31 protein-coding genes are annotated in these 25,081 nt (G+C 34.6%); 30 read left to right on the top strand and 1 reads right to left on the bottom strand.

All coding sequences use genetic code 11. The features are described from left to right. Positions 1 to 337: 337 nt before the first annotated feature. From NKG37_RS25455 to NKG37_RS25355, 21 genes are all read left to right on the top strand, one after another. Positions 338 to 1,048, top strand: a complete 711-nt coding sequence (locus NKG37_RS25455) for a BRO family protein (protein ID WP_254415548.1) — start codon at positions 338 to 340, stop codon at positions 1,046 to 1,048. A gap of 129 nt (positions 1,049 to 1,177) precedes the next feature. Further along, positions 1,178 to 1,693, top strand: a complete 516-nt coding sequence (locus tag NKG37_RS25450; RefSeq protein WP_367976441.1) for an HNH endonuclease — start codon at positions 1,178 to 1,180, stop codon at positions 1,691 to 1,693. Then, on the top strand, positions 1,690 to 1,905 hold the full coding sequence (locus NKG37_RS25445; RefSeq protein ID WP_254415546.1) for a hypothetical protein: 216 nt from the start codon (positions 1,690 to 1,692) through the stop codon (positions 1,903 to 1,905). Before NKG37_RS25450 ends, NKG37_RS25445 begins: the two co-directional genes overlap by 4 nt. Positions 1,906 to 2,466: 561 nt before the next feature. Next, a complete protein-coding gene (locus NKG37_RS25440; protein ID WP_254415545.1) occupies positions 2,467 to 3,045 on the top strand; it encodes a type II toxin-antitoxin system PemK/MazF family toxin in 579 nt (192 codons plus the stop codon). Between the two features lie 463 nt (positions 3,046 to 3,508). Next, positions 3,509 to 3,649, top strand: a complete 141-nt coding sequence (locus NKG37_RS25435; RefSeq protein ID WP_254415544.1) for a hypothetical protein — start codon at positions 3,509 to 3,511, stop codon at positions 3,647 to 3,649. 3 nt (positions 3,650 to 3,652) lie between these two features. After that, on the top strand, positions 3,653 to 4,018 hold the full coding sequence (locus NKG37_RS25430; protein ID WP_254415543.1) for a hypothetical protein: 366 nt from the start codon (positions 3,653 to 3,655) through the stop codon (positions 4,016 to 4,018). 200 nt (positions 4,019 to 4,218) lie between these two features. Continuing rightward, positions 4,219 to 4,512, top strand: coding sequence for an HNH endonuclease (locus tag NKG37_RS25425; protein ID WP_254415542.1), 294 nt, complete (start codon positions 4,219 to 4,221; stop codon positions 4,510 to 4,512). Between the two features lie 184 nt (positions 4,513 to 4,696). Next, on the top strand, positions 4,697 to 5,053 hold the full coding sequence (locus tag NKG37_RS25420) for a P27 family phage terminase small subunit (RefSeq protein WP_254415541.1): 357 nt from the start codon (positions 4,697 to 4,699) through the stop codon (positions 5,051 to 5,053). After that, positions 5,050 to 6,771 carry a terminase large subunit gene (locus NKG37_RS25415; RefSeq protein WP_254415540.1) on the top strand — a complete coding sequence of 574 codons (1,722 nt, stop codon included), beginning with the start codon at positions 5,050 to 5,052 and terminating at the stop codon, positions 6,769 to 6,771. Before NKG37_RS25420 ends, NKG37_RS25415 begins: the two co-directional genes overlap by 4 nt. Positions 6,772 to 6,795: 24 nt before the next feature. Beyond that, positions 6,796 to 7,986, top strand: a complete 1,191-nt coding sequence (locus tag NKG37_RS25410) for a phage portal protein (protein ID WP_254415539.1) — start codon at positions 6,796 to 6,798, stop codon at positions 7,984 to 7,986. Continuing rightward, positions 7,973 to 8,545 carry an HK97 family phage prohead protease gene (locus NKG37_RS25405; RefSeq protein WP_254415538.1) on the top strand — a complete coding sequence of 191 codons (573 nt, stop codon included), beginning with the start codon at positions 7,973 to 7,975 and terminating at the stop codon, positions 8,543 to 8,545. The genes NKG37_RS25410 and NKG37_RS25405 overlap by 14 nt, the downstream gene beginning before the upstream one ends. Beyond that, complete coding sequence (locus tag NKG37_RS25400) at positions 8,538 to 9,707, top strand: phage major capsid protein (protein WP_254415537.1); 1,170 nt, start codon at positions 8,538 to 8,540, stop codon at positions 9,705 to 9,707. The genes NKG37_RS25405 and NKG37_RS25400 overlap by 8 nt, the downstream gene beginning before the upstream one ends. Positions 9,708 to 9,732: 25 nt before the next feature. Beyond that, positions 9,733 to 9,909 carry a hypothetical protein gene (locus NKG37_RS25395; RefSeq protein WP_254415536.1) on the top strand — a complete coding sequence of 59 codons (177 nt, stop codon included), beginning with the start codon at positions 9,733 to 9,735 and terminating at the stop codon, positions 9,907 to 9,909. Beyond that, complete coding sequence (locus NKG37_RS25390) at positions 9,902 to 10,183, top strand: hypothetical protein (RefSeq protein ID WP_254415535.1); 282 nt, start codon at positions 9,902 to 9,904, stop codon at positions 10,181 to 10,183. Before NKG37_RS25395 ends, NKG37_RS25390 begins: the two co-directional genes overlap by 8 nt. Continuing rightward, positions 10,170 to 10,514 carry a hypothetical protein gene (locus NKG37_RS25385; RefSeq protein WP_254415534.1) on the top strand — a complete coding sequence of 115 codons (345 nt, stop codon included), beginning with the start codon at positions 10,170 to 10,172 and terminating at the stop codon, positions 10,512 to 10,514. The genes NKG37_RS25390 and NKG37_RS25385 overlap by 14 nt, the downstream gene beginning before the upstream one ends. Positions 10,515 to 10,539: 25 nt before the next feature. Continuing rightward, entirely contained in the window at positions 10,540 to 10,863 is a 324-nt protein-coding gene (locus NKG37_RS25380) for an HK97 gp10 family phage protein (protein WP_254416445.1), read from the top strand. Further along, the gene (locus tag NKG37_RS25375) at positions 10,860 to 11,195 is read left to right on the top strand and encodes a hypothetical protein (protein WP_254415533.1); all 336 of its coding nucleotides are present in this window, start codon (positions 10,860 to 10,862) and stop codon (positions 11,193 to 11,195) included. The genes NKG37_RS25380 and NKG37_RS25375 overlap by 4 nt, the downstream gene beginning before the upstream one ends. Then, entirely contained in the window at positions 11,195 to 11,770 is a 576-nt protein-coding gene (locus tag NKG37_RS25370; RefSeq protein ID WP_254415532.1) for a major tail protein, read from the top strand. Before NKG37_RS25375 ends, NKG37_RS25370 begins: the two co-directional genes overlap by 1 nt. Further along, entirely contained in the window at positions 11,770 to 12,144 is a 375-nt protein-coding gene (locus NKG37_RS25365) for a hypothetical protein (RefSeq protein WP_254415531.1), read from the top strand. The genes NKG37_RS25370 and NKG37_RS25365 overlap by 1 nt, the downstream gene beginning before the upstream one ends. A 29-nt stretch (positions 12,145 to 12,173) precedes the next feature. After that, entirely contained in the window at positions 12,174 to 12,356 is a 183-nt protein-coding gene (locus NKG37_RS25360; RefSeq protein WP_254416444.1) for a hypothetical protein, read from the top strand. Between the two features lie 15 nt (positions 12,357 to 12,371). Continuing rightward, complete coding sequence (locus NKG37_RS25355; RefSeq protein ID WP_254415530.1) at positions 12,372 to 13,616, top strand: phage tail tape measure protein; 1,245 nt, start codon at positions 12,372 to 12,374, stop codon at positions 13,614 to 13,616. A 91-nt stretch (positions 13,617 to 13,707) separates the two neighbouring features. Here the strand turns inward: NKG37_RS25355 and NKG37_RS25350 are convergent, their stop codons facing one another. After that, a complete protein-coding gene (locus tag NKG37_RS25350) occupies positions 13,708 to 13,845 on the bottom strand; it encodes a ribbon-helix-helix domain-containing protein (RefSeq protein WP_254415529.1) in 138 nt (45 codons plus the stop codon). Positions 13,846 to 14,210: 365 nt separating this feature from the next. On the opposite strand from NKG37_RS25350, the gene NKG37_RS25345 reads away from it, so the two are divergent. The 9 genes from NKG37_RS25345 to NKG37_RS25305 all read left to right on the top strand — a co-directional run bounded on the left by NKG37_RS25345 (position 14,211) and on the right by NKG37_RS25305 (position 25,057). Then, complete coding sequence (locus NKG37_RS25345; protein ID WP_254415528.1) at positions 14,211 to 15,830, top strand: phage tail protein; 1,620 nt, start codon at positions 14,211 to 14,213, stop codon at positions 15,828 to 15,830. A 4-nt stretch (positions 15,831 to 15,834) separates the two neighbouring features. Then, positions 15,835 to 16,653, top strand: a complete 819-nt coding sequence (locus NKG37_RS25340; protein ID WP_254415527.1) for a phage tail family protein — start codon at positions 15,835 to 15,837, stop codon at positions 16,651 to 16,653. Positions 16,654 to 16,661: 8 nt separating this feature from the next. Next, positions 16,662 to 18,398, top strand: a complete 1,737-nt coding sequence (locus NKG37_RS25335; protein ID WP_254415526.1) for a phage tail protein — start codon at positions 16,662 to 16,664, stop codon at positions 18,396 to 18,398. Beyond that, positions 18,395 to 20,950 (top strand): peptidase G2 autoproteolytic cleavage domain-containing protein, encoded by a 2,556-nt coding sequence (locus tag NKG37_RS25330; RefSeq protein ID WP_254415525.1) that lies wholly within the window; start codon positions 18,395 to 18,397, stop codon positions 20,948 to 20,950. Before NKG37_RS25335 ends, NKG37_RS25330 begins: the two co-directional genes overlap by 4 nt. 12 nt (positions 20,951 to 20,962) lie before the next feature. Continuing rightward, on the top strand, positions 20,963 to 23,383 hold the full coding sequence (locus tag NKG37_RS25325) for a phage baseplate upper protein (RefSeq protein WP_254415524.1): 2,421 nt from the start codon (positions 20,963 to 20,965) through the stop codon (positions 23,381 to 23,383). Positions 23,384 to 23,388: 5 nt separating this feature from the next. Then, positions 23,389 to 23,673, top strand: coding sequence for a hypothetical protein (locus NKG37_RS25320; RefSeq protein ID WP_254415523.1), 285 nt, complete (start codon positions 23,389 to 23,391; stop codon positions 23,671 to 23,673). Between the two features lie 87 nt (positions 23,674 to 23,760). Beyond that, a complete protein-coding gene (locus tag NKG37_RS25315) occupies positions 23,761 to 24,063 on the top strand; it encodes a hypothetical protein (RefSeq protein WP_101730891.1) in 303 nt (100 codons plus the stop codon). Between the two features lies 1 nt (position 24,064). Continuing rightward, positions 24,065 to 24,301, top strand: a complete 237-nt coding sequence (locus NKG37_RS25310) for a hypothetical protein (protein WP_101730892.1) — start codon at positions 24,065 to 24,067, stop codon at positions 24,299 to 24,301. Positions 24,302 to 24,349: 48 nt separating this feature from the next. Then, on the top strand, positions 24,350 to 25,057 hold the full coding sequence (locus tag NKG37_RS25305; protein WP_254415522.1) for an N-acetylmuramoyl-L-alanine amidase: 708 nt from the start codon (positions 24,350 to 24,352) through the stop codon (positions 25,055 to 25,057). Positions 25,058 to 25,081 lie beyond the last annotated feature (24 nt).

Raw genomic sequence — 25,081 nt, 5'->3', positions numbered from 1 at the left:
TCCAGTTGAGATAATTGTATCAGATAGAGTTATAGAAAGCAAGGATTAGTTTGTAATCTTTATTAAGTTTATCTACTGGGCGTTACTCTCCCTTTCGCTTTACGGTAGGTAGACTTAATAAGGATTACAAATTTTAAATCCGACAGTGAGTCTGTTAGGGTGAGATGCCTAACAAGATGTGAGAATGTCGAGAAGATATGCTTTACATCCAAACCATTCCATTACAACTTAATATTGAAGTATTATCACTAAGTGACAATCAGGTGTTGTTTGTCTGTAGCTCGCCTATATCAAAAGAAACAGTCAACAAAATAAAATGGAAAAGGTGGATGATTTAATGAAATTAGTAAGACAGGCAAGTTTTGGTACACTGACTATGGATTTTTACATGGACAGTGAAAAAGAAGTATGGGCAACAAGAAAACAAATTGGTGAAGCTTTAGGGTATGCAAATCCACAGAAGGCGATTGACAATCTTCATGCTAAATATAGCGATAGACTGGATGGATTTTCAGTTACCCTCAATTTAAGGGGTACTGATAATAAGTCGTATCCTACAATGTTGTACAATTCAAAAGGTATTATGGAAGTTTGCCGTAAAGCTAGAACTGATAAAGCAGATGATTTCTTTGACTGGGTATCAGATATTATCAATGAATTAAGAGTTAATGGTGTGGTAGTATCAGAAAATGCTTCTCATGAGCAGGTCATCTACAATGTAGATACTTTTATTGCTAACTTAGATAACTACAATGTAACTAAACTATACGATTTAATTGAGGACTTCATGAATCATCATCGAGATAAAAAGACTAGATTAAGATACAAACGTAATCATAAAGCTAGACATGGTAATAAAAAGTTAAAAACTCATATTGAGTCTATGCAAGAAATTAGAGATTATCTAGTGGACTATTTAACAGTTCAAATTAATCATTTCAATAATACTAATCAGTCCGGTTTGTCACAAGAATATATTAGAATTCGTGAAATGGTTCGGGTTAATGTTGAAAACATGAAATTTAGAACAGCAGCTTGTAAAAAATAATTTTATTATAACCTAATTTTTACATACTTATTCAATTTACATATTACATAAAATATCATATTCAAGTCAAGTGGCAATTATGTCTCTTGGCTTGTTTTAATTTATAAGGGAGGAACTAAAGTGCAAGAAATGGAAACAAAGGACTTATTCGAATTACCAGGATTCAGTCGATATCTAGTTGATATTTATACAGGTAGAATCTATAGAAAGCCAACAGATAAGAGAACAGGTGCTTGGTTAAAAAAAACATCAGCAAACAAGGTAGGGTACTGTTATACGACATTAATTAATGATGACAATGAGCTAGTACGAATGGGGTTGCATTGGATTGTACTTTGTGCAGCTACCGAAAGCACTAAAGAGTTTTTTACATCAAAAAATTTACAAGTAGATCATAAGGATCGTGTCAAGTCAAATAACAATATACATAATTTAAAACTTTGCACAGCTAAACAGAACCATGAAAATATTCATAATAGGAAGAAGCCGGGTAGATTAAACCAAGAAGCTAAAGAAGTTATCCTTCAAGAATTTGCAGAGTGGGAAGGTAAGAAAACAGACTTTTACCAACAGCAAGCTGATCGTCATGGTGTCGTTTGGCAATCTATACAATATATGATTTTGAGAGAAGGACAAACGGTATGAGTGAAGAGTTTTACAGCTTAGTAGATGTTGTAAAGGACAGAATCAAAGAAGAAATGGGTTACTATAAAGCATTGTTTGAATCTCCAGGATATGATGATTTAGACGATTACGAACAGAATATGCTTTGTTCGATAGTTATGACTGATTATGGATATGAAATGAAGGATTTTATACTTGAATGTGTACAAGAGTTAGTAAGTAAAAAGCAATAATACATAATAATTAAGTAATACATATTGATTTAAGATTCCTGCTAGTCTACATGGCTAGCGGGAATACATACTTATAATAAAAACTAGTCTCGGACATTTTAGAATCTCTGAGACTTGAATTAAAAAACCCTTCAGTGGGCAAATATGAAATTAAAGTTTAACACCTCCCACACACTAACCGATGTCAAATTTTGGAGAGTTTGACCCTGACAAAGTACGAACGGATTATGTATTACATTTTATCTAGTTGGATAAGAACGCAAATGTTCTCTTACAAACTCAAGATTCCCTGCTCGGAATCTCTTGTATGCACGCACACGAACAAACTTATTATTCATAAGCTACACCTCCCTGTCAGTTAGGCGGTGTGGGATTAGCTATACTATATCACTAGTATTTGGTAAATGATAGCATTAATTTCTCTATTGGGAATGTTTTGTTCTTTATTTAATCAAGCCACCCAACCGCAACAACTGACAAAATGTTCTTTATTTCGAATTATCTTCTCCCTATCACTCTCTTAATATGGTAAAATATAGAGAAATATGGGGGGGTGAGAGTTTGAGTAATATAGATGATAATTTTAAAAATTTACCGTTAAAAATAAATGAGTTTAATAAGTTGAAATTTAAAGATAAATCTATTTATATCCATAATCTAAAGAAATGGTTAATAAGTAGTGTTGAACGCAATTTAAAAATTAAGAAAAACAATAAATTAGAAAAAGTTAATCGAATCAGGCAAAACGTTTATTGTATTGATTACGGGGTTAACATTGGTTCTGAGTTTAATTATTTTCATTTTGGCGTAGTTATTAAAGAATTTGATTATACTGCTATCATTGTTCCATTATCTACAGAAAAAGAAAATGATGCTGATTGGAAAAGTGCATCTAATTTAATTGTTCCAATTGGAGTCATTGATGATATGCCTAAAGATAAAAAACCTGTTTATGCTATGATTAATCAAATTAAGACCGTTAGTAAGCAACGATTGACTGATTATTATGTAAAAGAAGAAAAAAAGTATTATCCAATGACATTAAGTCCTAAACAAATGCAAACAATATTAGATGTAATAACGATGTCGATTGGACAACAAAAAGTCAGAGAAAAGAAAAAACCTGTTGAAACTGTTTGACACTGATAAAATAATGTAGTAGTATTATTTTAAAGAATAATTTCGGTTTAATTACCAACTCTATACTTGCATACGACTTAATTGTCAACTACATAATATGCATAAAAAAGACCTTCACTTTAACTGGTGGGGTCTTTTTTATTGTGCTGACTTAACCAACAACTGACAAAAAACGATACATAAAAAATGAGGTTTTTTTGTCTTCGAAAAAAGGTATAAAAAGATATCGGGATTTTTCGCATTTTTCATATGTCTAATTTTAACAAATTTTCATCATTTCTGTCGTATCCAAAAAGGAATCATTTAATAAGCATATATTTTATGCTTTTTTTCGCTATATTATTCCATTTCATTTAGAAACTTGGTATAATTTGTTTAAAGGAACACACACTAATCCCGTTTAATATATAGTTAAAGACTATAGTCAGGTGGTGATTTAGTGTGTAACGAGGAGGAAAAAGATATGTCAACAAATACTCTTGAGATACCTAAAACAGTCCATAACAATATTATTAGAGCTTTAAAAGAAGTTGAGTTGATTCAAAGTGGTAAATTACCAAGAAAAACTGCTAGAGAATTTTTAGCTGAACAACGAAAAAAATAAAATATGAGTGATTATACAGTTATCATTACGCCAATGTTCGAAGAATCATATGAAAAATTAAAAAGAAGATATCGTCAAATTGATGATGACTTTGAAGACTTTATTAATGATATTGAAGAAAACGGTAATATTGGAGACAGTGTTCCTAAGATTATTAAAGATGGAAATAAAGTGTTTAAAAAAAGAATGAAAAATTCTAGTGCGAACAAAGGTTTGTCTGGAGGATTTAGGATTATTGAATACCTAGTTACAGAAGATAATTCAGTGCATTTATTAGATATCTATTCAAAATCAGATCAAGAGGATATTGAAAAGAAAAAAGTATTAAGATTAATTAAAGAAGTTAAAAGATATGCTAGGTTAGATTAGAAATTTAAATTCGATATTTTTTAATTCATTTAAATTTAAATTCGAGTATTTTAAATTCGAGTAGTTTTTATTCGACTAAGACCTTCACTTTAACTGGTGGGGTCTTTTTTATTATTTAAGGGAGAAAAAATAAGTGAGTAAAATTAAACGAATATTAATCTTAAATAAGCCTAAGTACATTAGAGCAAGGTGTTAGGGCTATGAGTAACTTTTACAAATCAAGTCAATGGGTCAACAAAAGAAAAAGAATACTAAGGCGTGATGAGTATCTATGTAGAGAGTGTAAAAGGTATGGTAAGAATACTGAAGCTACATTGATACATCACGTATATCCTTTCCTTGTTAGACCTGAGCTAAGACTAACCAGTTGGAACTTACTAAGCCTATGCAAGACATGTCATGAAAAGATGCACGATAGAACTACAGATGAGTTAACTGACTTAGGAATACAGTGGGTTGACCGAGTAGAAAGGAACAGAGTGAATGAAGTATAAGCATGTATGTTTAAGTGATCAATGTGATTATGAAGAAGCGAATAATATTATAAAAGATGCAATGTTGAAAAAATAATAAGCCCCCCACCTTTTCTTATTCTAAAAACAATCTTATAGGGAACGAGAGGGACAACTTTTTCCAATAGAGCGGTTCTTCAGAAACTTTTTTTGGGAGGTGAAGACGATGACGAAAGTTCCATCGAAAGAAACCATTAAACGAAGAACAATCAAAGATATGAAAGGTCTACAAGTCTACAAAATTGAGTATTCACGCTTGATTGACATCTATTCTGAGTTAGTATTTCAGTACCTAACAATCAGTAAAGAGTTTGAAGATAGCGGATACGAGTACCAGGTAAACACTGATCAAGGTGGTGCAAAAAAATCCCCAATTGTTGCAACCCTAGAAACATTAAGAAAAGACATTTTGGCATATTCCGACCGTCTTTGCCTTAATCCAAAATCAAAGATGGAGAAGAATAATGATAAAGGTAAACCTACTCAGTCGAGGTTGGCTGCGGTGTTGAGTAATTTAGAATGAAGAAGAAATACGAAAATTATGATTTAGTAATGGAATATGCCACAAGTATAGTTAAGGGGACAAAATTAGCTAACAAAGAACAGATTCAAGGTTGTAAAAGATTTTTTAAATACATAGACAATCCTAAGTATGATTTCAGACCGAGTGAGCCTGAATTAATAATTAAATTAATTGAAAAAACCTTTATGCATCAACAAGGGGAAAAAATAGATGGTACTCCATTAAGGTACGAGCCTTTTTTATTGGAGCCGTTTCATAAGTATCAGATTTATAACATCATGGGTTTTTACCATAAGGATACTTTTGAACGTGTTATCAAAGAGTGTTTTATTTACATACCAAGGAAGAATATTAAGACAAGTTTTGCTGCCGCATTAGCATGGGCATTGAGTTTGTATTATAGAAAGTCAGGTTCAAAGTGTTATATAGTTGCATCTGCTTTGAAACAGTCTCTAGAAAGCTTTAACTTTATTAATTTTAATCTTGGACAAATGGGAGAGAAAGAAAACTTTAGAGTCATTGACAATAACCAGGAACATTCTATTGCTGGTGACTTTGGTGACGGTTCTCTTTATATCCAAGCATTAGCAGCTAACCCAGATAGACAGGATTCATTGAACTGTAATATCGCTATTGCCGATGAAATTCATGCTTATAAAACACCTAAACAGTACAACATCATTAAGGAAGCCATGAAAGCTTATACGAATAAGTTGATGATCGGTATTACAACTGCCGGTGATGATATGACAAGCTTCTGTTATCAAAGACTACAGTATTGTAAGAAGATTCTTGATGGAACTGTTAAAGATGAAGCTTATTTTGTTTTTATTGCTAAAGCTGATGAAGATGAAAAAGGCAATGTTGATTACACAAATCCTATTGAACATCAAAAAGCCAATCCTGCATATGGGGTTTCAATTAGACCGAACGATATTATGAATGATGCTATGCAAGCTCAAAATGATCCACAACAAAGGAAAGATTTTTTAGCTAAATCATTAAACATTTACACATCTGCAATGAGAGCATACTTTAACTTAGATGAATTTAAAGCTTCCGACAAAGAGTATTCTTGGAGCATTAAAGACTTAGCTAAGTTGAATATTGAATGGTTTGGTGGAGCTGATTTAAGTAAACTTCATGACTTATCTGCTGCTGCTTTATATGGCAACTATAAAGGTATAGACATTGTTTTAACTCATGCGTGGTTTCCTATTGTTGCAGCTAGACAAAAAGCGGAAGATGACAACATTCCTTTGTTTGGTTGGAAAGATGATGGGTGGTTAACTATGTGTAATACACCTACTGTAAACCATAGTGACATTATCAAATGGTTTGATGATATGAAGAAAATGGGATTCAAGATTAAACAGGTTGGATTTGACCGTAAATTTAGTCGTGAATTCTTCTTAGGTATGAAAAAGAAGGGTTATAGAATGGTTGATCAGCCACAGTATTTCCATAAGAAGTCTGAAGGGTTTAGGCGCATTGAGAAGAAAGCAAAAGACGGAATGTTTTATTACTTACATTCTCAAGCATTTGAATATTGTGTTCAGAATGTTTCAGCTATAGAGAAAACAGATGACATGATTCAGTATGAAAAGGTTATGCCTAATCAGCGCATAGACGTATTTGATGCTGCTGTATTCGGTGCTGTTCGTATGCTTGAAAATATGGACAGAGCTGTTAGTGCTTCTCAATGGCTTAATAGTTAAATTGATGAGAAAGGAGGTGTTTAAGTGGCGCTATGGAAATCTAGAAGAAAAAGAAATGCAGATAAAACATTAATGCAAATTGCATATGGAGATGTAGACAATGTTGTTGGTTACACAAAGTTATCTGATAATCCTGACATTCTAATTGCAGTTGATAAAATTGCTGACCTTGTTTCCAATATGACAATTCATTTAATGGAGAATACTTCAAAAGGAGACAAAAGAGTAAGGAATCAATTATCAAGGAAAATTGATATTGAACCACACCAAAATATGACTCGTAAAGCTTGGGTTTATAAAATTGTAAGAGATTTATTATTAGAAGGTGATGGGAACTCAATTGTACATATTGGAGTTGATCCAGAAACAACATTAATTAGTGATTTAACTCCATTTCAAATGCAAGCTGTATCTTATGAAGACATTGATGGTGGATATTTAATCAATTATAATGGGAAGATTTTTCATCCTGATGAAGTTATTCACTTTGTAATGAATCCTAACCCTAACTATCCATATAAAGGAACAGGATACAGGGTTGCGCTAAGAGATATTGTAAAGAATCTAAATCAAGCAAATAAAACAAAAAACAGTTTTATGAGTGGCAAGTATATGCCGTCACTCATTATTTCTGTTGATGCAATGTCCGAGGAATTAACAAGTGAAGAAGGTAAGGAAGAAATACTTAAAAAGTACACTACTGAGTCTGATAGTGGAGCAAGACCATGGTTAATTCCTGCAGACCTTGTAAAAGTAGAACAAGTTAAGCCTTTATCTCTAAAGGATATTGCAATCATCGAAGGAGCAGAATTGGATAAGAAGACTTTAGCTGGACTCATAGGAGTGCCGGCTTTTTTCTTAGGTGTAGGAAGCTTTAATAAAGAAGAATACGTTAACTGGGTTAATACTCGTGCTTATTCATTAGGACAAATACTTTCTCAAACATTAACTAAGGATATCTTATTCAATCCTAACTGGTATTTCAAATTGAATGCTAGAAGCTTGTACTCATATGATTTATCAGAAATGGTTACAGCAGGTGTACAAATGGTAGACCGTAATGCCATGAGAAGAAATGAATTGCGTAACTGGATTGGTCTAGATCCTGATGAAGAAATGGAGGAACTTATTGTACTAGAAAACTATGTTCCTGCTAGTCAATTAGGGGATCAAGAGAAGCTGAAAGGAGGTGGTAATAACAATGACGATGAGTAAACGTACTTCCTTTCTGAAAAGTGAATTTCGTGCTGGTGAACAGGAAGAGAAATTATTATTAGAAGGTTATTTTATTAAATACAACGAAGAAACAGAGCTTTATCCTGGAGTTTTTGAAGAAATCGACTCAAGGGCTGTAGTTAACAGTTTGGCAAATAACGATGTTCGCTGTTTGTTTAATCATGATACAGGAAAGGTTCTTGGTCGTACAGGTAATAGTACGCTTGAATTAAGAACTGATGATGTTGGACTTTACGGAGTTGTTGAAATAAATAGAGAAGATCCTGAAGCAATGGCAATATACGCACGTATTAATCGTGGAGATATTAACGCTTGTAGCTTTGGATTCTTTCCGATACAAGAAGATATTGAGTTTCGTGATGATGGAACAACAAAGTTTGTAGTGCGTGAAATTGACTTGTTTGAAGTGTCAGCAGTTACATTTCCAGCGTATCCACAAACAGAAATTGCAGCACGTAATAACGATATTGAATCAATTAAGAAACAAAAATTAGAAATTAGAAAAGCGAAATTAAAGGAGCGATTAAAGAATGACTAATCCGGTAGTTATTGGAGCTAAATTAAAAATGAAACGTGATGCTTTATCAGTTATTCAGGCGGAACTTGAAGCATTGCAATCTAAACGTAGTGAGTTTGAAGCAGCGATTGAAGCTGTTGAAAATGATGAGGATCTTGCAGTAATTGAGAAAAGCATTGACGATAACGATGCTGAAATCACAGAACAAGAAACTGAGAAAACTAAATTAGAGGAAGAAATTGTTGAACTTGAAAAAGAATTAGAAGCAAACAATCGAAAATCACCTAACAAAGGAGCGAAAAGAAACATGGCTAAAAACTTGGAAGTAAAAGAAGGTATCAATAGTTACGTACGTTCAAAAGGAGAACTGCGTGATGGATTCACATCGGTAGAAGGTGGTGCACTTATCCCAGAAGAGTTGTTAACTCTAAAGAAAGAACTTGTTGACGTTGTTGACTTAACACAATATGTACGTACTGTTCCAGTAAATCGTGGATCTGGTAAATACCCAATCATCAAGAAATCAAACGGTAAAATGGTATCCGTTGCGGAACTAGCTAAAAATCCAGAGTTGGCAAAACCGACTTTTGATGAAGTAACTTATGATATTGAAACATACCGTGGTTACATCCCAGTATCTCAAGAAGCAATTGATGATGCAGACTATGATATCTCAGGTCTAATTGCTGACGATATTAAGGATCAAGATTTGAATACTAAAAATGCTCAAATTGCTGCAATCTTTAAATCTGCTAAAGCTAAAGCAGTTACGGGTCTAGATGGTGTTATTACATTATTAAACACAGGATTCAAACAAGTTTATAATGTGAAATTCTATGTATCTTCTTCTCTATTCAACGAACTTGATTTGTTGAAAGACGGTAATGGTCGTTTCTTACTACAAGATGATATTACTGCTGCTTCTGGAAAACGTATCAAAGCAAGAGAAGTTGTCGTTCTTGATGATGAAGTAATTGGATCTGCTAAAGGCGATCTTGTAGGTTTCGTGGGAGATGCTAAAGAATTCTGCACACTATTTAATCGTAAACAAGCTTCTGTTAAATGGACTGACAATGATATCTACGGTCAATTACTTGCTGGTTATGTTCGTTTTGATACTAAGAAAGTTGATGAAGAAGCTGGTTACTACATCACTTACACAGCAGAAACTGCTGGAGCATAATCACTCATAGAAAGGGTGGTTCATAATGAAATACATAGTTCTTAGAGATTTTAGAGACTTGCAGGATGATAATCATGTCTATCGTGTAGGTGATAAGTATCCAAGAAAGGGACGAGTGAAAAGTGCAAGGGCAGAGGAATTAGCTTCTTTTGCCAATAAACTTAAAGTCCCTTTGATTGAAGAAGTGAAAGAAAATGAATAACGCCATACTTGAATTATTGAAAATTGACTTGGGCATCACTCATAACTTGAGAGATGCCTATTTTATGAGTGCATTGGAAAGTGCTAAAGAAGAAATGGAAGGATTCGGAATTGTTTTTGACTTAGATAGAAGCGATGATCAAATGCTTATTGCTGATTATACTGCTTATACATATCGGAATAGACAAAACAACGTACCTTTATCTAGAAGTATTCAATTTAGAATTAACAATAGAGTGATTAAAAAGGCAGGGACATCGAATGCCATCAATTAAATCAAGCTTAGGTAATTCAAATAACATTTCACTTGATGATATATGCGAATTGATTTCTACAACATCTGTAAAAGGTGAACTCAATCAACCTGTCTTCACAGAAATTCCAAGACAAATTTTCTGCTCAGTAATGAGTATAAGTAGGGCTGAGTTCTTTTCCGCAGGTCAATCATCATTGAAACCGCAGATCATGTTAATTGTGGACTCAGATGAATATGATGGAGAAAAGTTGGTAAAGTACAGTAATAAAAAATATTCCGTTTACCGCCATTTTCTACGTGTTGATGGATTTACAGAATTGTACTGTGAGGTGAAAGCTGGTGGCAAGTAGTGTTGACCATATTGTACAAGATATCATGAGACAACTGGAACTATACACAGAAGAAGTAAAACAAGAACTTGAAGTTGCGAAAGAAGAAGTCGCAGAGGAGACCGTTGCACTTTTAAAGAGTAATAGTCCTAAAAGAACTGGAGACTATGCAGAAGGATGGACTACTAAAAAAGTGGGCGGGAAAGTTGTTGTTCATAATAAAACAAATTATCAACTTACTCACATTTTGGAAAAAGGACATGCAAATGTTGATGGAGGAAGAACTGCAGCACAAGTACATATTGCACCTGCTGAACAAAAAGCAATTGATTCAATGGTTGAGCGTGCTGAAAGGACCGCAAGAGGATGAGTATAAACGACTTAATGAAACTATTGGAGGAAGGTACTGGTTTACCAGTTGCTTATTTTCAATTTATCGAAACCGATGATACTCCATTACCAAGTCTTCCTAATATTTGCGTTGTTGCATTAGACTCAAATAATTTCTTTGCTGATGACACTGTTTATCTTGAATCAGAGAATGTTGATATCGAACTTTATACAAAGGATAAAAGTCCAAGCACAGAAGCAATAGTTAAAAATGTTTTAAAAGAAAATAACCTACCCTTTCAAAAGAATGAGGTATGGATTGAATCACAAAAAGTATTTCAAATAACATATGAAGTGGAGCTGAAATTATAATGGCGGAAAATAAAGTTACTTACGGATTAAAGAACGTAAGGTACGCTAATTACACAATTACAGATGGGGTTGTCAATTTTGGATTACCAGTGGCAATTCCTGGAGCTGTTGAACTATCCCTAGAACCAAGAGGCGACATGGTTGAATTTTATGCGGATAACATGCTGTACTACTCTGCACCAAATAACCAAGGTTACGATGGTACATTAAATATCGCAAACATTCCTCAACAATTTGCTGTGGATTGCTTAGGTGAAGAACTAGATGAAACAGATGGCGTGTTGACCGAATATGCTGATGCAAAGCCAAAACAATTTGCACTAATGTTTGAATTCGAAGGAGATCAAAAGGCTACTCGTCACGTTATGTATAACTGCACAGCAAATAGACCTACATTGAGTTCAGCAACTAAGACTGACTCTGTGGAACCAAACTCCAATGAGCTTACATTTATTGCAAGTGCATTAGAACTTAACGGTCGTACTGTTGTTAAGACTAAAACTACTGATAAGACAACTCCAGCAATTTACGATTCATGGTATAACGAAGTTTATGTTAAAGAAGGTGCTGCTTAATGGAAAAAACGATTGTTGTTGATGGGCAATCGGTACAGTTAAAAAGCTCAGGTGGTACTGCTATGCGCTATAAAACTCAATTCCGAAAAGACTTTTTTACGGAAATTTTAAAATTGCATAAGTTAGGGCAACTTGAAAAACTGGATTTAAATAAGATGGATGATAAAACAATGAAGGCAATCGACGGATTAGACTTTGAAGTGTTTTATAATTTCACATGGGTACTCGCAAAGACAGCTAATCCTAGTATTCCAGATCCCTTAACTTGGCTAGATTCATTTGAAGAGTTTCCGCTATTCGATTTTTTGCCTGAGATTCAAGATATATTAGCTGCTACAATCCAATCAAAAAAAAACAGAATGATGATGAAATAGAAGATGGAGTGCCTGATGAAGACAGTGCAATGAACACTGAAACTTTTCAGGCTCTTTGTTATAAATGTAAACTGACAAGGGCTGATCTTGAAGATATGACTATTGGTGATTGTCTTGATTATATTGATAGTTATGTTGAATTAATGAATCCTAAGAAAAAGAAGAAAAACAAAGCAAGAAAAGCTAAACAAAATGACTTTGATAAGTTCTAAAAGTGAGGTGAGAATATGGCAAGTAGAATAAAAGGAATAACTATTGAGCTAGATGCAAATACATCGAGTCTTGAAGGTGCTTTATCAAATGTCAATAAGAAGTCTAAGGATTTACAGAATGAGCTAAAGGACGTTGAAAGGTTACTTAAATTCAATCCCAATAGCACTGCAGCATTAGCACAAAAACAAGAACTATTGACAGGAGCAGTTCAAAACACTACCAATAAACTAGAGCAATTGAAAAGAGCAGAAGCACAGGTTCAACAACAGTTTGAACGAGGAGATATTTCTCAAGAACAATATAGAGGATTTCAACGTGAATTAGCTCAAACTGAACAAGCGTTGCAAGGTTATCAAAATTCTTTATCTGATATGCAACAAGAACAGCAGAAAGTAGCTGAAGGAACTAGGAGATTAACAACCTTCTTTGATGCAGCAGGAACATCTGTTGAAGATTATGCTGGCGTACTTAATCAACGGTTAGTAAGAGCTATTCAAAACGGAACTGCAACAAGCAGGGACTTAGAATATGCATTTCAGCGTATTGGAAGGGAAGCTATTGGTTCAGAGGGTGATATTAACCAACTAAGGACAGCGCTTAACAGTGTCGATAGTGGGAATTCTTTGCAAGAAGTTAGACGAGAATTGCAACGTATTAGTGATGAAGCTTCAGAAGCTGAAAACTCTATTGGAGATTTAGAAGTAGGTATTGAAAATGTTGCTGGTGCATTAGTTGCGGGTGGAGGTATTTCCGAAGCAGTTGAAGAAGCATTGGATTATGCAGATTTAAATACCACAATAGACATTTCATTTGATGTTGATGAAGAAGCCCAAAAAACAATTATCGAAACCATTAGAACTGTTGAATCATACGGAGTTGATACTGAAGCATCTTTAGAAGGAGTCAGAAGACAATGGGCTCTTAATAAAAACGCTACAGATGAAAATAACTCTGCTGTGGCAAAATTAGCTGGAACAGTAACTAGAGCATACTCAGGTGTAGATTTTACTGAATTGATTCAAGAGACAAATGAAATTGCAGCTACATTTAAAATAAGCAATGAAGAAGCTTTAGGATTAGTTGATACTTTGTTAAAAACAGGATATCCACCCGACCAATTAGATACAATTGCTGAGTACGGGGATCAAATGATTCGTGCTGGCTTTGAAGCGGAAAAAGTTCAGGCAGTAATGCAAGCAGGGGTAGATACTAAAAGCTGGAATATTGATAATTTACTGGATAAAACATTGTCCCTATGAGTGGTGACATTCATAGAAAACTCCTTTAAAACGGTGGAACTCTCTTTCATAGAGACAATACCGTGCCAAGCATTTAACAAATTGACGATAGTTATTTTTTGTACTCGGATAACTTTTCCTTTAAGGCGGATTCAACCAATCGAGCTTGCGGAATCATAGTTTCTTCTGACACCTTTTTTAATTGTTCGATTAATTCTTCTTCTAAAGTGAATGTAATTCGTTTTTTCATTAAAAACACTCCTTTTTTACAATACAATATCATACAAATATTGCATGTGCAATACAATATGATACAATATAAGTAACGTTAAATATTGTTATTAAGGAGTGGGTTAAATGGAAAGGAGATTTTACATTTACGAATGGATTAGACTTGATACGAATGAGCCTTTTTATGTAGGCAAAGGAAGCGGGAATAGGGCATTGGGTATAAATTCAATTTGTTAAATGAAGGTGTAACGACTAGTCGAAAGACGTACACTATAAGCGAATGATAGTGGAAATGGGGAGCATCTAGGCTCTCTTTTTTAATGCCTAGATGATGATATAGTCTGGTCTACATGGCGACATGTAGAAGTTCATAAGAGAACTGACGTGACGTTGCGAATCACGTTGAACATAACGGGTATCAAAGAGGGTCGTATCCAAATGGCTGACTTTGGTTCTGGTACAGATAAAGCAACCAGAGAAATTATTGATTCAGCGGGTCTTGCAATTGATAAATTCGAAGATTGGGGTAAGGCAATTGCTGAAGGTGGAGATAAAGGGCAAGTTGCTATGCTTGAAGCTACAAAGTCTTTAGCTGGAGTAAGAGATGAAACAGCAAGGAATCAATTAGGTACTAAAATGTTTGGTACAATGTGGGAAGACCAAGGAACTAAGATCATTGATACCATTTTAAAAGCAGAAGAGAAACAAGTTGACTTAAAAGAAAATACAGATAATCTTAATGATTCTATGGCTCAACTTGATAGTAATCCATTAGTTATGATTAAGCAGGCAACTAGTGATTTATTGGTTACTTTATCACCTTTATTAACTATGATTGCCGAAGTCATAAGTATGATAGCCAGTTGGGCTCAAAATAACTCAACTTTAGCAGCTATTATAGTGACAGTATCAGTTGCTCTAGGTATATTATTGGCGGCAGTATTAGCCTTATCACCAGTGATAGCTTCGTTAACTGCAGCAGCTATTGCAGCAGAAGTGACAATTGCAGCACTTGTTGCACCATTTTTAGCAGTAGCGGCTGTTGTAGCTGCGGTAATTGCAGTCATAGCGTTATTAGTTGCAGCTTTTATTAATCTCTATAATAAAAATGAGGAATTCCGAAGCAATGTCCAAGCAATCTGGACTAGTATACAGGAGTTCTTTTTTATTGCTCTAGATTATATCAGAAATTTAGTTATTACCATTATGACCGAGGTTGCCACATTCTTTGGGGAAATCTTAAGTAAGATTAAAACTTTCTGGGACGAAAACGGTCAGCAGATCATGGCGGTTGTTTCAACATTTATGAATATTACTTGGACGATTATTCAGACGGTGATGAATGTCATCGTGGAAGTGTTCAAGATTGCCTGGACTTTAATACAGGCAACTGTAAAGTATACGTGGGAAACCATCAAATTAATCATACGAACAGGTGTAGACTTGATTTTAGGAGCTATTCAGACCATGTTAAAAATACTACGTGGAGACTGGGAAGGTGCTTGGAATTCCATTAAACAAACGCTTGTTAGCATCTGGAATAACATCACGTCTTTCTTGGAAGGAATCGATCTTGCCGGAACAGGTAAGCAAATTATACAGGGTTTAATTAATGGTATTTCCTCAATGGGTGGTGCAATTTGGGACAGTGTTAAATCTATAGGAAGTAGTATTAAAGATGGATTCACTGATTTCTTTGATATAAACAGTCCATCTCGTATGATGCGTGACAAAATAGGAAAGTACATTGGGGAAGGTTTGGCAATAGGTATACAAAGATCCACAAACATAGTAGATAAGGCTTCTAGGGCGATGCAAGAAGCAGCTACACCAAATGTTACAAATCAATCCAAGCAACAAGGTGCGAATGCTTCAATGCCTTCATTACAAATTAATCCTGCACCAGTAATGATTGATGGATACGAATTTGCAAAAATAACTTTCGATTACTTTGATGGAATGATACAGGATAGAGTGCAAAATGCGTTAAGTAGACAGGGGTGATTAAATGTACTTAACCATCATGAAAGATAATCGCACAATAGATCACCGAGATTTAGGGGCGAATTTATTGAGTTTTAGAAAAGCTTCTTTAGAAGCTACTAATAATTATGAAACTGTAGAAGGTCGACATGGTTTAATTCCTAATGGAACAGTCTGGGGAGGAAGGAAACTTACCGCAGGTTTTATTATACAAGCTCTGGATCATACTGATTTAATTCTTGTCATAGACGAGTTTATGGAGATATTTTCTACAGAAGAAGAGATTGGGCTAATTGATAGCCGACAACCAGGTAAGATATGGTTTGCTAAAGTAGATAGTGAGTTTACCCCTGAATTTGTTAATGCAAGTACAGGTAAATTCACTATAGATTTTACTTCCTCATCTCCGTTTTGTAGATCACTTGGAAGTACATTGGATGACCCTATTGACTATGGAAACGATCAATGGCAAGCAATTGGTGGAGAAATATCACTTGAAGATGATGCTGTTTATAAATTTAACACTTCCAGTTTCAAAGTCTATAACGGTGGTGTGTTGGTTGATCCAAGACAATTTCCTTTAAATATTACATTTAAAGGAACATCAAGCAATCTACAGATTAAAAATAATACAACTGGTGACTTATTCACTTATAAAGGCAATACAAGTAATTCAGACAAAATCGAATTAAACCGAATTAGACATTTAAAGAACGGTGTTAGCATATTCGCTAACACCAATCATAAACGTATTACATTAGCTCACGGTTGGAATGAGTTTGAAGTATTTGGAGCAAGTAACTCTTTTGAGATAACATTTGATTTTAATTTCTGGTATAAGTAGGTGAACATATGAAGGAAAATGAACTTTTGATGATTAAGGATAGAAAAGGAAATGTAGAGCCTTTGTATGGTTTCTCATGTACTTTAAAGGAAGGTCAACAAGGGACAAAAACACTAACTGTATCAGGAACTAAATTAGATGAAAACAAAGTTGGATTTGAAATGATTCAACAACGAAATTATTTTATGTATAAAGGCGAAGAATACATCATTACTAAGACAGGAAGAAGAGTGACTGGGAATTTAGTAAAGGTTGATTGTTCTAATGAGCATCGATTCTTTGATGATTTAAAAAGAAAAAGGATTTATGAAACCTACAAAGGCTCATTTACTCCTTATTATTTACTCGATATGGTATTTAAAGATACTGGCTATACATACGTACTAAATCCGGAAACATTACCTGAATTACTCGATTATGAAGACTTTGGCGGCAATAACAATTTAGCTTTGTTTCAAGAAATTATTAGTGATCTTGGTGCTGAGTTTGATTATACATCTGGAGTTGTTCATATAGCATCAAAGTTAGGTGTCGTAACAGAAAAGCAATTTCTACATAAATTCAATATTAATGATATCAATGAAGATACAGACTCAAGTAACTTTGCTACGTATATCAGAGGATATGGAAAACCAAAAGAAGAGAAAGATGTTAGCTCTAATAAATCCATTCCTTATGAATCAAAAACAGGAACCTATTATACAGAATCAACTCAAAATAAACCTGCTACTAAGGAAATTGGAGCTACTTTTAGTTTCAAGTTCACTGGTACAGGTTTTTCTTTTAGAACAATCGTCCACAAAATGGGTGGTAAATGGGAATTCGCAATAGGTGATACAAATAAAACCATAACAACTTATTCCAAAGAAGAAACATCTGAACAAACTATTGAGGTTGTTAGAGGGTTAGAAAGTAAGGAGTATTCCGTCAAAGCAACATTTAAAAAGGACACTGACAATCCCAACACTAAAGTTAAAAACTCTGTTCCGTTTAATTATTTATTAGACGGTAATATCATTAACCTATTTAGACAATTGGAAGGTGATGAGCAATATACCTGTGTGGCAGAGTACACATCTCCTTTAGCTCAAGAATATGGAATTGTGGAAGCAGAGCCATTATTTTCAGACACCATTACGAATGAAGCAGTTCTATACGAAACACTTAAAAAAGGACTTTATGATTCTTGGGATATTTCTCTTTCACTTACAGCTCAAGAATTAGCTGAAATGGGCTTATCAGACATCAACAGGTTAGATTATGCTTATTGCATTTTAGATCCATTAAATGTGGATTTACAGTTACGTATTGTAGAAAAAGAAAGTTATTCCGATCCCTACAAGTCTCCTAAGTTTACATTTGGAGCTATTAAGAAAAAAGGAACGGATATTATAGCAAGTCTATCCACGAGTTCACAAACTATTAGTAAAGTTGTAGATGCAAAAACTGGACAGATAAAAGAGTCTGCATTAAGTGGAACGATGGTGTTTAATCTGGCTTATGCCATAGGGGTATTGGCAGCAAACAAAGTACGAATAGGAGCTGGAACAATCTTTGAAGATGGGTATGATCCAAGAGAAATTGCAGCTGGTGTTACTGGTTTAGCTGATGAAACATCAGATGGACTATTATCCAGCCAGGACTTTATAAAACTGAGCAAAATTAATGTAGGTGAAGACGTAGTGGATTTACAAAGCATTATTGAAAGATTGGAAGTATTAGAAAATGGAGGTGGTACAACTTGAAATATCCATACCAACAAATAGGAACAGAAACCACTAGAATATTCAGGAACTTAGTTAATAAAATATTTGGCGATATTGAAGATGATATGAAATATGTAACTAAAAGTATTGATGATACAAATAAACGTATATCCAATCTAATCTTAAGTAGTTCGGATTTTCCGGAAATTGTTGATGCAAGACAAGATGCAGAAGGCGTTGTTAGTGTTTCGCTGAAGGAACGTCTAGATAAAGAGTACAATAAATTACTTTCAAAAATTAAAAGGACAGTTTATGTTACTGATTTCGGAGCAGTTGGTGATGGAATAACAGACGACACTGAAGCTTTTAGAAAGGCAATGGGTACAGGGAAAGTAAGAGTCGTAGTACCTGCAGGTGTTTATGTTGTAAGAGGTTTGAAAATTCCATCTTGGGTTGAACTTGTAGGCGACGGAATGGGACTAACGATAATCATTTTGCATGAAGATACACCTGCAACCGAATGGGTAATCACAAACCAAGATTACATAAATGGTAACAGAAACATTTCAATTAAGGGAATGACCTTAGATTGGAACAAATCAAGGCAGGGTGGTGTAAGTGCAACAGGTGGACAACACTCAAGCTGTTTATCACTTGCTAAAGTTAAGTTTGCTTGGATTAAAGAAGTTGAGGGAATTAATCCAGGGTTACATAGCTTTGATATCACTGCACCTACATATGATCATTTACCAGATACAGACTATACAAAAGACGGTTGTCGTTTTGTCTGGATAGATAATTGCGTCGGTTCTGGATACGGTGATGATGGTATTACAACTCATTATAGTGAATACATTTGGATTTCAAATAATCACCTTAGTGATCCGGATGGAGACGCTCATGAAGATGGTGTTTCTAATAGCAACGGTATTGAAATTGATGACGGCTCAAAGCATGTATGGGTAATAAACAATTACACAACCGGGAACATTCGTGGAGTTGAAGTAAAAGCTCATACAGAATGGTCTGCTGCTCAAGATGTTCATATTATCGGACACACTTCATATCAAGATGTACGAGCTTATGATTTTAGACATATTGGGCATCACACTGTAGAAGATCCTGATTCAACAACTGCTTATGATGTTGTAATGACTAACTGTACAGCAATTGAACCAGTATTCAATGATTTGTATGCAGGTTTAACACCAAGGGCATTAACTATTTCTGCATATGTGAATGTAAACATATCAGGGTTCACTGCAATTGGAGACCCTACTTATAACTATGATGATAATCCAGTAATTGCAGTTCAATACAAATCTAGAAATATAGGTCTTCATAATATAAATATCCGTGGATTCAAGAAAGCAAGTACTGATATTCGCCTAATTGGTGGAGATCAAAAAACAGACAATATTAATATAAGCAATGTACAAATTTATAAGTCAGCCAAAGAAGGAATTGGTATAGGTTCAGATATTTATCATGTGAACCTTACAAACATTACAATGATCGGTGAGAATGGTCAAGTTGGTTTATCCAGTGTCAATTCCCAAGACAGCATTGTTGGTGTACATGCTGAAGGCTATACATTAGCAGCATCTATTGCAGGTAATGATTATGTTGATTTTGTACCTAATAATGTGAAAGGCGGTACTAGGATTGCTAGTACAAGCGGTTATGCAAAAACTGAAACGTCAACCATTATTTCCTCCACATCTGATAGTAAAGCAACAGGTGATAAAACTGCAGTTATAGCTTCTTCTAACTCAGAAGCCGCCGGAGAAGGAAGTGTGGTAATTGCATCTAGTGGAGGTTCTAGAACTGAAGGTGGTCGTGATGCCATTATCGGCTCAAACAACTCCAAGACTACAGGAAGTACAGAGAACGGTAAAGTTATCCTAGCCAGTAATGGTGTAGTTAATGATAACAATTATTCTGTAAGGGGTGGATATGGAGATTCAGAGAATCCATCAATAGGAAATACAAAATGGGAATTGGATTCTATATCAGGAACAGGTAAATTTACTGGAGCTGTAACAGGGGCATCCTCATTTAGTGACTATGCTGAGTATTTTGAAAGCCTAGATGGTGAGAAAATTAAAAGTGGTTTTATCGTTACATTAGAAAATGGAAAAATCCGAAAGGCTAACAAAAATGAAATACCTTTAGGTGTTATATCCGAGACTGCAGGTAATATCTTGGGTCAAGCAACTTACCATTGGCAAAATCGTTTCTTGACAAATGAATTTGGCGGTTTAATTTTAGAAGAAAAAACAGTGGGAATACAGGATGATGAAACCGGAGAATACAAAGAAGAAAAGCATATGTTGCCAGTGGAAAATCCAGAATTTGATATTAATGAACAATATGTATCAAGAGAAGAAAGAGATGAATGGAATATTGTAGGGTTGTTGGGTCAAGTTAGAATACGAATTGATGAAACTGTCCAAGAAAATGGTTTTATATCTCCAAATGATGGAATAGGAACAAGTAGTGATAATGGATGGAAAGTTATGAAAATAACAACACCATACGATGAGAGCAAAGGATACGGAGTAGCCCTTTGTTTTGTTCATCCTATGTAGGAAGGTGAGTATATGGAAAAGAATGCGGATTTGAATTTTAATATCTCAGCTACTGCCAATCAAAGCATTGCATCAAATATCCGTTTCTCCACACAAGATGAAGGTTCGGCTAAGCTGACCTTCTTTTTATTTAAAGACGGAGTGGAATTACCTTTAAATGCTGCTGTTGGTAAATTAGTTATGAGAATGAGAGACGGCAGTAAATTTACGGATAATGTTTCAATCATTGATAAGGTAAATGGAATTGCTGAGTATAAATTAACAGCAGAACAATTAAAGCATTATGGTAAAGTGACAGCTGAATTGTATCTTTATTATGAAGAACAAAAAATGTCTGTACACAGATTTACATTTACCATCTTACAAGCTCTAATCGATGAAGACATTCCAGTATTAACAGAGTTCTATATAGATGATTTTGAGGGGTTAAAAGAAGCGATTAATTCCATTGCTGATGAAACAACAGAAATCATTAATACAGTTGGCGTTAATGTGGAAGAAGCGAAAGGTAAAGCAGATGAAGCTATTACGTTAATAGAACAAAATCAAGTAGTTAAGCTAACAGAATTCAACGAAAACAAGCAGCAAGTTACCGCACAGTTGGCAATTGAAAAACAGCAAGTAACCGCAGAAAGAAATTCTCGGGCAGTAAACCTATTGTATGAATATCAATTAGATCCAAATGCAGCGGAAGATATATCAGTAAAGCTGAATGAAGCACTAGCATCTGGTTATAAGAAATTTGTTTTGCCAGATGGATTGTATTTATTAACAGGCAGGGTATTCGGACAGCCAGGCATAGAAATTAAAGGTATACGTGATGGATTTAATATGGCGCCATCAACACTGATAAGTAATGGTCCAAACCGAATTTATGAGCATGACGGACCAAAGATATTAATAATACCAGATGACTTAGAAAATCCAACGTTTAATTTTGACGAAAATGTTACTTTTAGCGGAATCGATTTGTTTTACCCAGAACAGTTGCCTACTTTTACAGATAAAAGTCAACTGAAGATATACCCTCCTACAATTTCAGCAAAAGATGGATTTTCTTTTAGTAAAGTCCAGCACTGGGGCGCGACTGATTTTTTAAAAGCGACAGGAGAAAAAATCCACATTGAAAAAATATATGGTTATAATTTTGGAACAACTTTTCATCTAAAGTACAGCAAGGACGTTTCTTATATCAAAGATATACACATTAATATGAATATTGTTCGGCCGCTAAAAGAACAACAATCTTTTAATCTATCTAATGATAATTCTGTCGTAATTTTACTTGAAGACTGCGATGGTGTTTTTATAGATAATGCTCATTCTATTTTTACTAGAAAATTTATCAGATGCATTGGTAAAGGTGGCGCAAATTCATTTGCGCTTGGAAAAGCGTGGATAGACTGGGTTGGGACGTTGTTTGAGATAGAAGGAACTTTAAATATGGGGATTAATATTAATCAAGTACAAGCAGTTCTTGGTTATTCGGATAATCCAGATGACAGTGGAGTGTTAGTTGTTAAAGGTGATTCTCCAAGCGTCCAGACGACAATTAATTTAACTGACGTTAGAGCTTTGGTGGGTAACGGAGCAAATTTCGCTGACTATACAGTGCCTAATTTCGCAATAAAAATCAATCCGTTAAGTAATTTTATTGTGAATTGTAATGGGGTCGAAATCTATGGGTGTAAGGATTTAGTATCATCAAGTCGATATAACGTGATAAGAGGATCAATAAACGATGGAACTAAAAAGTACAACATTGAAACCACAAGCAATAAAGGTAACCATTTGTTAAATAGTAATCGATTTATTTTAAACGCTGACGGCATTCCAAAGCATTGGGGTTATATAGATAATCCTAATCCGGGAATTTATACGTCTATTACTTCGCTAGGACGTCTTAAAATACAAAACATAGCATCTTCTGTTCCAGCTTACAAGGGTTTGGCTCAGAGAGCAATCATTTCGCCGGGGGAGTATATTTTTTATATCAAGGGTATTCGATTAAATTCTCGGTCTAAAATACATGTTATGACGTACGATTTATCAGACTGGTCTAATTCAAAAGAATATTATGCGAACGTTTTAAATTCTGGATTAGCTACCATTAAATTTACTGTTACTAAACAATCTTATGTTGATTGCAGAATTTCTGCCGGAGACCAGCTTGATGATACGATAGAGGTTGATTATGCAGTACTAAGTCAAAATTCTGCGATTGGTAATATTCCGTTAGAAAGTAATTTTATGAATATATTTGACCAAGAAAAATTAACAGCTGCTGCCCCACCTAATGTGGGAACATATCAAAAAGGACAAATTGTGTTTAATAGCAATCCTGCAATAGATGACTGGATTGGGTGGTATTGCGTAGTGGCAGGGACGCCAGGAATTTGGAATGGTTTCGGAAAAACACAAACAGGAGGATGATAAAAATGATCATTGGATTAATTGGGAATTATAATTTTAAAGGAATCCCATTAACAAATGCTTTTGCAAGAATAGACACTGTGGAAAGCTATGATACGCATGCAACGGCTAGCGTTAATATATATGTCAATAAAGAAGCTTTCGAAACGAATCAGGGTTATTTAGAGCAAATTTATCCAGTTAAATTCGAGAAGCAAATAGGAGATACAGTTGGAGATGACAGAACACAAGGATATAGATTTGTTAAGACTATGACGCAATTCCAATCTTGGGAAGAGGTTACCGCATAGGATACAAGAATGCGATAAGAAATATGAATAATTTAAGGATTCTTCCATAAAGGAGGAGTCCTTTTTATGTTTTAAGGAGGTGATGCAATGGATATAACTCAGGTTGCTTCTTCACAATTCGTGTGGGCAATTTTATGTATCACACTTGCTGCGGTAGTAATTCGTGAAATGAGAAAAGACAATGTAACAAGAGAATCTAGTCTTATTAATTTGTACGAAGAGTCAAGGGTTGAGTCTAAGGTGAGAGAAGATAAACTAATGGAGCATCTAGAACGTTCTAATGATGCACAGGTACAGACTGCTAAGACGTTAGAAGCAATTCAAGATCATTTAGGGAAGATTGATGACCGTGTAGGAAGTCTTGAAGCATTAGCAAAAGGAGGAAAATAGGATGGAAATGTATGATGTAGCAATTATCCCATTAATTTTAGCGCTAGTGGAATTGCTTAAAAGAGTCGGATTCCCTGTGAAATATACGCCTGTAGTAGCATTAGTATTAGGTGTAGGATTTGGATTAGTGTACATAGATGGAGATATTAAACAAAGTATCATTGTTGGATTAATGTTAGGGTTATCAGCCAGCGGACTATATTCAGGAACTAAAAGTGTTGTGAAGAGTGATAACTAATCGTTATTGCTCTTTTTATGTTGAAAATTTAAAGGAGATGTTTAATCAATGAAAATTATGTTAGATGCTGGTCATGGTTATAACACAGCAGGAAAACGTACCGTAGATGGAACGATGAGAGAATGGGAATTTAATAGTAAAGTCGCTCATTATGTAAATGAAGCACTTAAAGGTTATGAGAATGTTAGTACTAAATATGCTCATGATACTACTGGTAAAACAGATGTGTCCCTAACTACTCGCACCAATAACGCCAATTCATGGAAAGCCGATGTATATGTATCTATTCATGCCAATGCTAACGGTAACGGCAAATGGGATAGTGCAAGCGGAATTGAAACATATGTGTATACTTCTAAACCAAAAGAAGCATTGGCGTTGGCAAATAAGGTTCAAGATGAACTAGTCAAAGTTACTAGTAGAAAAAATCGTGGTGTGAAAACTGCAGACTTTCACGTACTTAGAGAAACCCATATGACAGCTATTTTATGTGAATGTGGATTTATGACAAACAAAGAAGAAGCTGCCTTGTTGAAGTCTGATTCATATAGAAAGAAAGTAGCTAATGCAATTGTTAGTGGATTAGCTAAACAATATGGATTGAAGAAAAAAACTGTTACTAAAATGGAAGATAAAGCAGTGAATAATACATTATATAAAGTACAGGTTGGCGCTTTCTCAGTTAAATCAAATGCAGATAAAATAGCAGAGGAATTAAAGAAAAAAGGGTATAGTGTTGTAGTTACTCAAAATTAATGGTCGTATAAACAAGGACTCAGA

Origin of the sequence: Niallia sp. RD1 (assembly GCF_024219955.1) — a bacterium.
In the GTDB taxonomy this organism is placed as follows: Bacteria; Bacillota; Bacilli; order Bacillales; family Cytobacillaceae; genus Niallia; species Niallia alba.
The sequence above is the reverse complement of the archived record's forward strand: the minus strand, read 5'-3'. Positions and strand labels throughout refer to the sequence as shown.

Bases quoted from the DNA above. Each gene is read 5' to 3' on its own strand.
- NKG37_RS25455 (WP_254415548.1), top strand. From the start codon at position 338: ATGAAATTAGTAAGACAGGCAAGTTTTGGTACACTGACTATGGATTTT.
- NKG37_RS25450 (WP_367976441.1), top strand. From the start codon at position 1,178: ATGGAAACAAAGGACTTATTCGAATTACCAGGATTCAGTCGATATCTA.
- NKG37_RS25445 (WP_254415546.1), top strand. From the start codon at position 1,690: ATGAGTGAAGAGTTTTACAGCTTAGTAGATGTTGTAAAGGACAGAATC.
- NKG37_RS25435 (WP_254415544.1), top strand. From the start codon at position 3,509: ATGTCAACAAATACTCTTGAGATACCTAAAACAGTCCATAACAATATT.
- NKG37_RS25430 (WP_254415543.1), top strand. From the start codon at position 3,653: ATGAGTGATTATACAGTTATCATTACGCCAATGTTCGAAGAATCATAT.
- NKG37_RS25425 (WP_254415542.1), top strand. From the start codon at position 4,219: ATGAGTAACTTTTACAAATCAAGTCAATGGGTCAACAAAAGAAAAAGA.
- NKG37_RS25420 (WP_254415541.1), top strand. From the start codon at position 4,697: ATGACGAAAGTTCCATCGAAAGAAACCATTAAACGAAGAACAATCAAA.
- NKG37_RS25415 (WP_254415540.1), top strand. From the start codon at position 5,050: ATGAAGAAGAAATACGAAAATTATGATTTAGTAATGGAATATGCCACA.
- NKG37_RS25405 (WP_254415538.1), top strand. From the start codon at position 7,973: ATGACGATGAGTAAACGTACTTCCTTTCTGAAAAGTGAATTTCGTGCT.
- NKG37_RS25400 (WP_254415537.1), top strand. From the start codon at position 8,538: ATGACTAATCCGGTAGTTATTGGAGCTAAATTAAAAATGAAACGTGAT.
- NKG37_RS25395 (WP_254415536.1), top strand. From the start codon at position 9,733: ATGAAATACATAGTTCTTAGAGATTTTAGAGACTTGCAGGATGATAAT.
- NKG37_RS25390 (WP_254415535.1), top strand. From the start codon at position 9,902: ATGAATAACGCCATACTTGAATTATTGAAAATTGACTTGGGCATCACT.
- NKG37_RS25385 (WP_254415534.1), top strand. From the start codon at position 10,170: ATGCCATCAATTAAATCAAGCTTAGGTAATTCAAATAACATTTCACTT.
- NKG37_RS25380 (WP_254416445.1), top strand. From the start codon at position 10,540: ATGAGACAACTGGAACTATACACAGAAGAAGTAAAACAAGAACTTGAA.
- NKG37_RS25375 (WP_254415533.1), top strand. From the start codon at position 10,860: ATGAGTATAAACGACTTAATGAAACTATTGGAGGAAGGTACTGGTTTA.
- NKG37_RS25370 (WP_254415532.1), top strand. From the start codon at position 11,195: ATGGCGGAAAATAAAGTTACTTACGGATTAAAGAACGTAAGGTACGCT.
- NKG37_RS25365 (WP_254415531.1), top strand. From the start codon at position 11,770: ATGGAAAAAACGATTGTTGTTGATGGGCAATCGGTACAGTTAAAAAGC.
- NKG37_RS25360 (WP_254416444.1), top strand. From the start codon at position 12,174: ATGAACACTGAAACTTTTCAGGCTCTTTGTTATAAATGTAAACTGACA.
- NKG37_RS25355 (WP_254415530.1), top strand. From the start codon at position 12,372: ATGGCAAGTAGAATAAAAGGAATAACTATTGAGCTAGATGCAAATACA.
- NKG37_RS25350 (WP_254415529.1), bottom strand. From the start codon at position 13,845: ATGAAAAAACGAATTACATTCACTTTAGAAGAAGAATTAATCGAACAA.
- NKG37_RS25340 (WP_254415527.1), top strand. From the start codon at position 15,835: ATGTACTTAACCATCATGAAAGATAATCGCACAATAGATCACCGAGAT.
- NKG37_RS25335 (WP_254415526.1), top strand. From the start codon at position 16,662: ATGAAGGAAAATGAACTTTTGATGATTAAGGATAGAAAAGGAAATGTA.
- NKG37_RS25325 (WP_254415524.1), top strand. From the start codon at position 20,963: ATGGAAAAGAATGCGGATTTGAATTTTAATATCTCAGCTACTGCCAAT.
- NKG37_RS25320 (WP_254415523.1), top strand. From the start codon at position 23,389: ATGATCATTGGATTAATTGGGAATTATAATTTTAAAGGAATCCCATTA.
- NKG37_RS25315 (WP_101730891.1), top strand. From the start codon at position 23,761: ATGGATATAACTCAGGTTGCTTCTTCACAATTCGTGTGGGCAATTTTA.
- NKG37_RS25310 (WP_101730892.1), top strand. From the start codon at position 24,065: ATGGAAATGTATGATGTAGCAATTATCCCATTAATTTTAGCGCTAGTG.
- NKG37_RS25305 (WP_254415522.1), top strand. From the start codon at position 24,350: ATGAAAATTATGTTAGATGCTGGTCATGGTTATAACACAGCAGGAAAA.